Origin of the sequence: Acidithiobacillus ferrivorans, from assembly GCF_016250455.1 — a bacterium.
GTDB lineage: Bacteria > Pseudomonadota > Gammaproteobacteria > Acidithiobacillales > Acidithiobacillaceae > Acidithiobacillus > Acidithiobacillus ferrivorans.
Genome location: NZ_CP059488.1, coordinates 1,644,051 through 1,652,745 on the forward strand (window position 1 = coordinate 1,644,051; position 8,695 = coordinate 1,652,745).

The 8,695-nt window shown below is 57.4% G+C and carries 16 protein-coding genes; 12 read left to right on the top strand and 4 right to left on the bottom strand.

Features of this window, described 5'->3' with window-relative positions; all coding sequences use genetic code 11:
- The first annotated feature begins 431 nt into the window (after positions 1–431).
- From relB to H2515_RS08180, 4 genes are all read left to right on the top strand, one after another.
- Positions 432–656: a type II toxin-antitoxin system RelB family antitoxin gene (gene relB / locus H2515_RS08165; protein WP_014028942.1), complete on the top strand. Its 225-nt coding sequence runs from the start codon at positions 432–434 to the stop codon at positions 654–656.
- Positions 649–912, top strand: coding sequence for a type II toxin-antitoxin system RelE family toxin (locus H2515_RS08170; RefSeq protein ID WP_198661438.1), 264 nt, complete (start codon positions 649–651; stop codon positions 910–912). Before relB ends, H2515_RS08170 begins: the two co-directional genes overlap by 8 nt.
- 220 nt (positions 913–1,132) lie before the next feature.
- Entirely contained in the window at positions 1,133–1,390 is a 258-nt protein-coding gene (locus tag H2515_RS08175; RefSeq protein ID WP_014028940.1) for an AbrB/MazE/SpoVT family DNA-binding domain-containing protein, read from the top strand.
- Positions 1,387–1,713: a type II toxin-antitoxin system PemK/MazF family toxin gene (locus tag H2515_RS08180; RefSeq protein ID WP_014028939.1), complete on the top strand. Its 327-nt coding sequence runs from the start codon at positions 1,387–1,389 to the stop codon at positions 1,711–1,713. Before H2515_RS08175 ends, H2515_RS08180 begins: the two co-directional genes overlap by 4 nt.
- Positions 1,714–1,865: 152 nt before the next feature.
- On the opposite strand, the gene H2515_RS16340 is transcribed toward H2515_RS08180, so the two are convergent.
- The 3 genes from H2515_RS16340 to H2515_RS08190 are packed head-to-tail and all read right to left on the bottom strand — an operon-like array spanning position 1,866 to position 2,709.
- The gene (locus H2515_RS16340) at positions 1,866–2,000 is read right to left on the bottom strand and encodes a hypothetical protein (RefSeq protein ID WP_269802076.1); all 135 of its coding nucleotides are present in this window, start codon (positions 1,998–2,000) and stop codon (positions 1,866–1,868) included.
- A gap of 48 nt (positions 2,001–2,048) precedes the next feature.
- Complete coding sequence (locus tag H2515_RS08185; RefSeq protein WP_198659805.1) at positions 2,049–2,384, bottom strand: helix-turn-helix domain-containing protein; 336 nt, start codon at positions 2,382–2,384, stop codon at positions 2,049–2,051.
- A complete protein-coding gene (locus tag H2515_RS08190) occupies positions 2,365–2,709 on the bottom strand; it encodes a type II toxin-antitoxin system RelE/ParE family toxin (protein ID WP_232821301.1) in 345 nt (114 codons plus the stop codon). The genes H2515_RS08185 and H2515_RS08190 overlap by 20 nt, the downstream gene beginning before the upstream one ends.
- A gap of 338 nt (positions 2,710–3,047) precedes the next feature.
- On the opposite strand from H2515_RS08190, the gene H2515_RS08195 reads away from it, so the two are divergent.
- The 8 genes from H2515_RS08195 to arsA all read left to right on the top strand — a co-directional run bounded on the left by H2515_RS08195 (position 3,048) and on the right by arsA (position 7,782).
- Complete coding sequence (locus H2515_RS08195; protein WP_014028935.1) at positions 3,048–3,263, top strand: type II toxin-antitoxin system VapB family antitoxin; 216 nt, start codon at positions 3,048–3,050, stop codon at positions 3,261–3,263.
- Positions 3,250–3,663, top strand: a complete 414-nt coding sequence (gene vapC, locus H2515_RS08200; RefSeq protein ID WP_198659806.1) for a type II toxin-antitoxin system VapC family toxin — start codon at positions 3,250–3,252, stop codon at positions 3,661–3,663. The genes H2515_RS08195 and vapC overlap by 14 nt, the downstream gene beginning before the upstream one ends.
- Before the next feature lie 364 nt (positions 3,664–4,027).
- The gene (locus tag H2515_RS08205) at positions 4,028–4,249 is read left to right on the top strand and encodes a globin family protein (protein ID WP_198659807.1); all 222 of its coding nucleotides are present in this window, start codon (positions 4,028–4,030) and stop codon (positions 4,247–4,249) included.
- 61 nt (positions 4,250–4,310) lie between these two features.
- Positions 4,311–4,589: a hypothetical protein gene (locus H2515_RS08210; protein WP_198659808.1), complete on the top strand. Its 279-nt coding sequence runs from the start codon at positions 4,311–4,313 to the stop codon at positions 4,587–4,589.
- Between the two features lie 140 nt (positions 4,590–4,729).
- The gene (locus H2515_RS08215) at positions 4,730–5,092 is read left to right on the top strand and encodes an ArsR/SmtB family transcription factor (RefSeq protein ID WP_083091626.1); all 363 of its coding nucleotides are present in this window, start codon (positions 4,730–4,732) and stop codon (positions 5,090–5,092) included.
- Positions 5,092–5,577, top strand: a complete 486-nt coding sequence (locus H2515_RS08220) for an arsenate reductase ArsC (protein ID WP_198659809.1) — start codon at positions 5,092–5,094, stop codon at positions 5,575–5,577. Before H2515_RS08215 ends, H2515_RS08220 begins: the two co-directional genes overlap by 1 nt.
- A 38-nt stretch (positions 5,578–5,615) precedes the next feature.
- Positions 5,616–5,978, top strand: coding sequence for an arsenite efflux transporter metallochaperone ArsD (gene arsD / locus H2515_RS08225; RefSeq protein WP_198659810.1), 363 nt, complete (start codon positions 5,616–5,618; stop codon positions 5,976–5,978).
- A complete protein-coding gene (gene arsA, locus H2515_RS08230) occupies positions 5,959–7,782 on the top strand; it encodes an arsenical pump-driving ATPase (protein ID WP_456298300.1) in 1,824 nt (607 codons plus the stop codon). Before arsD ends, arsA begins: the two co-directional genes overlap by 20 nt.
- Before the next feature lie 118 nt (positions 7,783–7,900).
- Here the strand turns inward: arsA and H2515_RS08235 are convergent, their stop codons facing one another.
- Positions 7,901–8,593: an MIP/aquaporin family protein gene (locus H2515_RS08235; RefSeq protein WP_198659811.1), complete on the bottom strand. Its 693-nt coding sequence runs from the start codon at positions 8,591–8,593 to the stop codon at positions 7,901–7,903.
- Between the last annotated feature and the right edge of the window lie 102 nt (positions 8,594–8,695).

The window sequence follows — 8,695 nt, forward strand, 5'->3', positions numbered from 1 at the left end:
CTGCCCATAGGCCCGCCGGTCTGCCTCACTGTCCCGTTCGGCAAACAGCACGAAAGGGTCTTCCTCAGCTTCTTGAGTCGCTTTGCTCAGAAGAACCCGGCCATCCTCGATGCTATCATAAAGCCGTGTTCAATCATGGATGATGCATCGGCCATTTTGCCGCCGCCCGCTTGCGGTGAAGGGCGATTGTCAAACGTCTAATTTTGACCAGAGTGAATGTGATAAAATTGGCTTTCCTCGCAGCCGTCAAATTGCGCCATCGTGGGCGGTGATTCTGGGCGTGGCAGGGTGAACCGGGTCTACACTTACAGCTTGCAGTCCAGACCCAAGGCGCAGAAGGTTGGGCGCGACGGCTCACTCGGCATGAGTTGCTAGCATTCTTCGGCTGCCCTGATATACTTGTATATCTTTATCAGAACAGGGGCCATAACATGCTTGCCATCCGACTACCCGCCGAAGTGGAAACCCGCCTTGAAGCACTGGCGCAGGCTACCGGGCGCACCAAGACCTTCTATGCCCGCGAAGCCATCCTTGAGCACTTGGACGACCTCGAAGATTTGTACCTTGCAGAGCAACGCCTGATCGACATTCGAGCAGGACGCAGCCGAACGTACACGCTGGACGAAGTGGAGCGCGATCTTGGCTTGGATGATTGAGATTGACGACAAGGTTAAGAAGGACTTGGCCGCGCTGGACAAGGCCATTGTCAAGCGCATCACGACGTTTCTGCGCGAGCGTATTGCCCAGCTCGACGACCCGCGCAGCATTGGCGAAGCCCTCAAAGGTTCCAAGCTGGGAGCCTTCTGGAAGTACCGCGTTGGCGACTATCGAATCATTGCCAGCATCGAGGACAGTGCTTTGCGTATCCTCGTTATTCGCATCGGCAATCGCAAGGAGGTTTACCGTCAATGAACGACTACAGCTACGCTGCGGCTGGAAACCGCCGACAAGTTCAAACATGCTCTCTATATAAATGTTGATTTAAAACAGCATTATGGAAGAGATTAAGTGATATTCGCAGCCAACTCCAGGGCTTGCTGGACTGATTGCGTGGCCTGGCGACACTTACAGATTGCCGCCCAGATCAATAGAAGTTATACTTTGATATAACTTAACGCATTGGAGGTGCATCGTGCATACAACCAATCTGCGCAAGGTCGGCGGCTCGATCATGTTAGCCGTCCCGCCCGCGTTCCTTGAACAATTGCACCTGCAAGCCGGTGCGACGGTCGGCTTGGTCGTCGATCATGGCTGTCTGGTGGTTAACCCCAACCCACGGCCGCGCTACACGCTCGCGGAGTTGCTGGCCGCGTCCGACTATTCGCAGCCGCAACCAGCCGAGGAACGTGAATGGGTCGATGCGCCCGCCGTAGGTGGCGAGCTGCTATGAGGCGCGGCGATATTTTCCTGGTGTCGCTCGACCCAACTGCGGGACACGAGCAAAGCGGTAGCCGTCCCGTCCTGATCGTGTCGCCCGCCGAGTTCAACGAAGCCACTAGGCTGCCGGTGATCTTGCCGATCACCAACGGCGGTGATTTCGCCCGCCGCCTTGGCTTCGCAGTGCCAGTGACCGGCATCAAAACCACCGGCGTCGTGCGTTGCGATCAGCCACGCGTGATTGACTTGGCCGCCCGACATGCCCGCAAAGTGGACACTCTGCCGGCCTCGATCATGGACGAAGTGCTGGCGAAGGTCGCCACGCTCTTCGAGTGAGCGCGGCTACCAGGCGTATCGTGGAAGAGGCAACCCGCAAGTCTTCCACACCAATGAACGGCTACAGACACGCTTATGCGGACGATTCGACACCAACGAACTGATTTATTTATGTTTATGCTACCGCACTCAAGGACAGGTGAATTTCCACGTCATCCCAAGGCACGAAAACCTGCTGGTCTTCCGTCTTGTCGATAAGATGGTGTTCCGTAGTCGGCCGGAAATTCTACTTCCTCGGCAATCTGCGCCCATGCGCAGGCCAGCGCCTCAATGCTCGACATGCTCATTTCCGCCGCTCCTGTGCTCTTTGGCGAATCAACCGGTGGTGCCCCCGGTCAGGCGGTGGCGAGCGTCAGATGCCCGACTGGCTCGGCCGCCGGCCGCACCTTGATTTCGATGTCGTAGCCGAGGCGATTCAGACAGTCCATCAGCTTGCGCTCGGACAGGTTGGTGAAGTCGCCGTGCATCATGCCCGATACCTTCGGTTGCGGGATGCCCATGCGTTTGGCTGCCGCTTGTTGCGTCAAGCCGAGGGCACGCATTGCCTTCCTGATCTCGACCACCAGGCCGGTCTTGATCTTCAGTTTCTCGGCGTCGGGCAATTCCAGGTCGGCGAAGACGTTGCCCGAACTGCGTTGAACCTCGACGCCTTCAATGATTTGTTTTTGCATTTCGTAACTCCTGTGCCATTGCCTCGGCCACCTTCAGCCGAGTGCGGATGATGTCCATGTCCACCTTTGGCGTGGCGATCCCGCTCTTGCTCTTCTTCTGGAAGCAGTGCAGGACGAACACCGCTTCCGCGAACTTCACCGTGTAGACCGCCCGGTACGTGCCGCCGGTATCGTCTTCGACGACCTCCAGCACGCCGGCGCCGCCGAAGCCCTTGAGCACCTTCGCCGCGTCGTCCTGGTCGCCCATCTGGGCCAGCGACAGCGCATAACCGAAACGCCGGCGCACGGCAACGCCATCAGATCCTTGTAGCTGCTCGCGATCCATTCGAGCGGTTTTTCTTTATCGACCATGACGGCAGTTTATACCTGTTCAGGTAAGAGCGCAAGCGCAATAGACCCAAGATACATGTCGTAAAACACTTGTTTTACGACATGTCTGCAACAGTCCTATGCACCAACCTCCTGGTGGCCTCAAAATTGTGCGGAGAACTCTGTCGCCACGCGTTACGAACGGGCATTACACCTTCCAGAGCGACGGCAAGATGATCGACCTGGATGCGCTCGTGGCGGGGCTGGAGTTGGGTGGAAAAACCCGACTCCAGCCGAGTTGCTCTTGTTTATGGTTTTGTTGTGGATTAGCATACACATCAGGAGGTGTATGCCATGAGAACCAATATCGTTATGGACGACCAGATCGTCGACGAAGCGATGCATCTGGCCGGGGTAAAAACGAAAAAAGAGATAGTGGACCGGGCGTTGCGCGAGTTTGTGGCCAGACGCCGCCAGCGCCAGATTCTGGATCTGGTCGGTGAACCTCTGCTGGATCCTGAATACGATGTCCGCACTGTGCGCGCAAGGATGAACCGTGGTTCTGGTTGATACGACCATCTGGATTGCGTTGCTACGCGGCCACGCCAACGCCCAAGTCGAGCAATTACGCCAGCTCTTGTTGGATGGTGAGGCGCTGGTGTCGCCGGTAATCCTCCAGGAATTGTTGCAGGGGGCCGCTTCGCCAGAGCAGATGGAAAAGCTGCGTGCGCACTTTTTGCGCCTGCCGATCCTGATATCAAAAGATGCAGTGGCCACGCATCTCGCCGCCGGCGCCCTCTATGCCCGTTGTCGCTGGAATGGAATCACGCCGCGCAGCCCACACGACTGCCTGATCGCACAGACAGCCATTGAGCACGGTGTACCACTCTTGCACGACGATCGCGATTTCGAGCAAATTGCCCAAATAGACTCGCGTCTGTTACTGGTACGCACGCATATTCTGAAATAACCACCGTTCCGTTATGGGTGAGTTGACACACTTGGCATTCCACGAAAAGCGCCGTTCTTTCATGCTGCTATTGCATGTAACGCTATCGCCGTCTACAGTGTTTCATGTAACCTGATAAAGCGGGATCATGGTCGCTGTCAATCGGGCGATGGCTCTGTCCTTGGCCGATGCCCTGCTTTGCTTGAAATGACCTTTAGGAAAAACTCCGACGACGGCGCTATTTTCCACTACAATACGATACTAGAGGTGGCGCGCAGGGAGTACAGTTCATGGTGACTGGGAGAGATATCGGGGTCAGCACATCGCTGCTGGTGCTGGCTGGAGGGTGGGGAAACCGGTTGGAAGCACCCGCAGGCGACCCAAGATGATGGACCCTTACGATCATGTTGATGTCTGGCTCAACGCCGTGCAGGACCTGCTGGGTTTCTACAGCGAGGCGGTGGTTGCGAACTTTTACGATACTCTGATGCGTGCTGAGGCTTCGGCGCAGATCCTGAGTCTCCTTTCCGATGCCGAAATGGCCCATCTCAAGTCCTGCCAGGTGCGTTACCTGACGCAGGTTCTTTCGCTACGACCTGCATTGTGAATTGGGTTTCGGCCATACGTGCTGTACGGCCAACCCAAAGAATTTATTATTGCAGGCTTGGATGGACAAAAAACCATTGCATATCAATAGTATTCAGAAGGAGTTGGCGCCTGAGGAGTGGACCAAAGCCCAAGCCATCGGCCTACGCTCCATGGCAATACATCCTATCCTGAGCGCTACTGGAGATCCACAAATCCTCATGGCCTTATACAGTCCATGGCCGGGGTATTTTCATTCGCCTTGGCAGCAGAGCTTTTGGCTGTCTCTCGAACAATACTTGGGCGATCGCCTGGAGACGTTATTATCGTTACCCAACAACAGGCAGGCGAAGCCCGCCTGATCCAAGGCCAACCCGCCGTTTCCCGTGGAAATTTCTTGACGGGCTCATTCGCTTGGGAATTCTGCCTGGGTGGTTCCGTCCTGGTCTTGACGATCCTCTGAAATACCTCAATACTACAAAAAATATACAGGAGTTGGACAATGGAAATACGGCAAGATCACGTCATCCGTCTGCTCGAAGCATTGGCGTCGCCCGTCCGACTGGATATTTATCGCCTGCTGGTGGAGCACGAACCCGACGGTCTCGTTGCCGGGGACATCGCTGCACGGCTCGACATTCCCGGCAACGGCATCTCTTTTCATCTCAAGACCCTGCAATATGCCGGCTTGGTAAGCGGCCATCGGGAGGGCCGTTACCAACGCTACCGGGCCTGTTTGAAGGCCGCAGAGGAGCTCATTGCCTATCTCACGGACAACTGTTGCGGACATCGGCCAGAACTATGCGCTCCGTGTGTGACCACTGACGTAAAACCTTCCCTTTCCTGCGCAGCGTCGAGGACTTAATGAAAACCCTGAATATCCTGTTTTTGTGCACTGGCAATTCCTGCCGTTCCATTCTCGCCGAAGTCACCTTCAATGCCTTGGCCGGACCGGCCATGCACGCCATCAGTGCCGGCAGTCATCCGACCGGGTATGTGCATCCGCGTGCCCTGGCCCTGCTGCAACGTGAAGGGTTTAGCACCGAAGGTCTGTACAGCAAGTCCTGGGACGATCTCAAAATAACGCCGGATATCGTCATCACCGTCTGCGCCAGCGCCGCCGGTGAGACCTGTCCCGCCTATCTCGGCCCGGTGATCCGCGCCCATTGGGGCGTGGAAGATCCCGCCAAGGCAACGGGTAGCGAGGCGGAGATCGAGGCGGCATTTGCAAGCGCCTACCAGATCCTGCGTCGTCGGATCGAAGCCTTTCTGGACCTGCCCTGGACCCAGTGGGAAGCCAGTGGCGGCGTGGCCCTGCAAGCCGAACTGGCGCGCATCGGTGAACAGTAACTTTTCAGACGGCATCCATCCATTCAGGAGACTTTATCATGACCAAAATCCGTGTGTTTGATCCCGCCATGTGCTGCAGTACGGGCGTATGCGGTCCGACCATAGATCCTGCGCTGGTACGCTTCTCTGCTGACGCGGACTGGGCGAAAGGCCAGGAAATCGATCTGGTCCGCTACAACCTCAGTCAGGAACCCATGGCCTTTGTCAACAATCCCGTGGTGAAACAGTTTTTGGATCGTTCTGGCGCCGAAGCATTGCCGCTGATCTTGGTGGAAGGGGAAATCGCCCTGGCCGGGCGTTATCCGACCCGTGAGGAACTGGTCCGCTGGGCCGGGTTGGCGGCGGCGCCCGTCATGGAAAGCCCTTCTGGCGGCTGTTGCGGTGGCAGCGGCACCTGCTGAACGGTTCTTCATTGGCGTCGGCTTCAACGAGGACTTCGGCATGCTTTTCCTGCAAACCCCGCCCACTTTTCTGTTTTTCACTGGCAAGGGGGGCGTTGGCAAAACGTCGCTGTCCTGTGCCACGGCCATCCATCTGGTGCGCTTGGGCAAGAAGGTCTTGCTGGTGAGCACCGACCCAGCGTCCAACGTCGGTCAGGTATTCAGTCAGGCCATCGGCAACAAAATCACCGCCATTTCTGCGGTACCTGGGCTATTCGCCCTGGAAATCGATCCGCAACAGGCGGCACAAGAGTATCGGGAGCGCATCGTGGGCCCGGTGCGCGGCGCGCTACCGGACGCCGTAGTCAAAGGCATAGAAGAACAGCTCTCCGGAGCCTGCACCACCGAAATCGCGGCCTTCGACGAATTCACCGCTTTGCTGACCGACGCGACACTGACGGCTGCCTACGATCACATCCTCTTCGATACGGCGCCGACTGGCCATACCATCCGCCTGTTGCAATTGTCCGGCGCGTGGAGCGGCTTTATTGAGAAAAACCCGGAAGGCGCGTCGTGCCTTGGTCCACTGGCGGGCCTGGAAAAGCAACGCCAGCGTTATGCCGAAGCGGTCAAGGCGCTGTCCGATCCCGCGCGCACGCGCCTGATACTGGTCGCCCGCGCGCAAAAAACCACGCTGGACGAGGTCGCACGCACCCACCAGGAACTGGCTGCCACCGGCCTGACCCGGCAGAATCTGGTCATCAACGGTGTGCTGCCAGCAGAGGAAGCCGTTCACGACGCGCTGGCCGCTGCCATACGTCAGCGCGAACAGGCGGCCATAGCCAGCATGCCCGCCGCGCTGCGCGACCTGCCGGTCGATCAATTGCCGCTCAAGGCCTTCAACATGGTCGGCGTCGAGGCGCTGTGCAGCCTGCTCTCTGATCAAGACGAGAGCGCCCCCGCCGGTAGTGCTGCGCCCACTGAACGCATTGAACTTCCGCAGTTATTGACCCTGGTTGAAGCGATCGCTGGAACGGGGCACGGCCTGATCATGATGATGGGCAAGGGCGGGGTCGGCAAAACCACTCTGGCGGCTGCGGTGGCGGTGGCGCTGGCCGAACGTGGCCTGCCCGTTCACCTGACCACTTCCGACCCCGCCGCACATCTGTCCGACACGCTGGCCGGTTCGCTGGGCAATCTGGAAGTCAGCCGCATTGACCCGGAGCTCGAGACCGAGCGTTATCGCCAGCATGTGCTGGACACCAAAGGCCAAGACCTGGATGCCGAAGGCCGTGCCATGCTGGAAGAAGACTTGCGCTCGCCCTGCACGGAAGAAATCGCGGTGTTCCAGGCATTCTCGCGCGTCATCCGTGAGGCCGGCAAGCAATTCGTGGTGATGGACACCGCACCGACCGGGCATACCCTGCTGCTGCTGGATGCCACCGGGGCCTATCATCGTGAAGTGACCCGCCACCTCGTCGATCCGCAGGTGCATAACACGACGCCGATGATGCAGTTGCAGGACCCGGCACGGACGCAGGTGTTGATCATGACCCTGCCGGAACCCACGCCGGTCCTGGAGGCCGCGCAGTTGCAGGAAGACCTGCGTCGTGCAGGCATCGAGCCGTGGGCCTGGGTCATCAACAACAGCCTGGCGGCGGCGCCAACGGCATCACCCCTGCTGAAGCAGCGCGCCGCGCTGGAGGTGGCTCAGATCGAGGCGGTCCGCACCCGCTACGCCAAACGCGTCGCCCTGGTACCCATGCAGACAGAGGAACCGGTGGGCATAGATCACTTGCGAGCGCTGCTGAATCCGGCGTCGTAACCAGTGCCTGGCGTGTGCCAGAATTATTGAGAGCTTACGCTGTCGCTAAAGCGGCAGCGTAAGCTATACAGCAGCATCAAACGAGCGGTTCAGAAACGTTGGTTTTTTAAGCTTGAAACTATTTCACGTCGCCTTGTTCAAGTGCTTCTCTAAAATGCATGTCAGCCTTGCCTTCCTGCATAAATTTATAAAGAAAACCTGCGACTAATCCTCCTAAAGGCGTCGCAATGAGATAAACCCATATATGCGGGTAATAATCACCGGCTACGGCAGGTCCTAACGTCCGCGCTGGGTTGACACTGGCACCGGTTAATGGACCCATGAATGTGACGATCATGACCAAGGTAAAGCCTATCGCCAGTGGTGCTGCATTACCCGCACGATCGCTCATGGCGGTATACAGGGCGGTCGTCGTTAAAAAGAACGTCCCCAACGCCTCCAGCATGAACCCATCGGGGACAGAGATGAGGCTGGTGTTTATGGTTGTGGCACCCAAATGGCCCATTGGCCCGTGCAGTACGGCAAGAAGGGCAAACCCGGCAGCTATTCCGCCAAGGATTTGAGCGATCATATACATTCCCGCATCACGCCAACTGATTTTTCCTGCTATAGCGCCTCCCAGAGTAACAGCAGGATTCACAATGCCGCCGCTCATATCCCCGAACACGTAGGCCGCAATCATGATGGCCAGACCATTGGCCAGAGCAATATCTATAAGCGGCTTACCCATAGCCGCAGCGCCACCGCCAAAGAAGATAAGTCCAAAAGTACCGATGAACTCTGCCATCATTTTTCGTGTTATCTGGTGCATAGATAATTCTCCATAGATATAAGATGCTGATTCATAGAGCCGGGAGCGTTCCTCATTCAGGACACAAGGTGTCCATCGGAAATGAGAAGCGATATTATTGTT

Excerpts from the sequence above, each read along its gene's own strand:
- H2515_RS08185 (WP_198659805.1), bottom strand. The coding sequence starts at position 2,384 with ATGCAAAAACAAATCATTGAAGGCGTCGAGGTTCAACGCAGTTCGGGC.
- H2515_RS08195 (WP_014028935.1), top strand. The coding sequence starts at position 3,048 with ATGAGAACCAATATCGTTATGGACGACCAGATCGTCGACGAAGCGATG.
- arsD (WP_198659810.1), top strand. The coding sequence starts at position 5,616 with ATGACCAAAATCCGTGTGTTTGATCCCGCCATGTGCTGCAGTACGGGC.
- H2515_RS08170 (WP_198661438.1), top strand. The coding sequence starts at position 649 with ATGATTGAGATTGACGACAAGGTTAAGAAGGACTTGGCCGCGCTGGAC.
- H2515_RS08220 (WP_198659809.1), top strand. The coding sequence starts at position 5,092 with ATGAAAACCCTGAATATCCTGTTTTTGTGCACTGGCAATTCCTGCCGT.
- H2515_RS08190 (WP_232821301.1), bottom strand. The coding sequence starts at position 2,709 with ATGGATCGCGAGCAGCTACAAGGATCTGATGGCGTTGCCGTGCGCCGG.
- relB (WP_014028942.1), top strand. The coding sequence starts at position 432 with ATGCTTGCCATCCGACTACCCGCCGAAGTGGAAACCCGCCTTGAAGCA.
- H2515_RS08210 (WP_198659808.1), top strand. The coding sequence starts at position 4,311 with ATGGACAAAAAACCATTGCATATCAATAGTATTCAGAAGGAGTTGGCG.
- H2515_RS08180 (WP_014028939.1), top strand. The coding sequence starts at position 1,387 with ATGAGGCGCGGCGATATTTTCCTGGTGTCGCTCGACCCAACTGCGGGA.
- H2515_RS16340 (WP_269802076.1), bottom strand. The coding sequence starts at position 2,000 with ATGAGCATGTCGAGCATTGAGGCGCTGGCCTGCGCATGGGCGCAGATT.
- H2515_RS08235 (WP_198659811.1), bottom strand. The coding sequence starts at position 8,593 with ATGCACCAGATAACACGAAAAATGATGGCAGAGTTCATCGGTACTTTT.
- H2515_RS08215 (WP_083091626.1), top strand. The coding sequence starts at position 4,730 with ATGGAAATACGGCAAGATCACGTCATCCGTCTGCTCGAAGCATTGGCG.
- H2515_RS08205 (WP_198659807.1), top strand. The coding sequence starts at position 4,028 with ATGATGGACCCTTACGATCATGTTGATGTCTGGCTCAACGCCGTGCAG.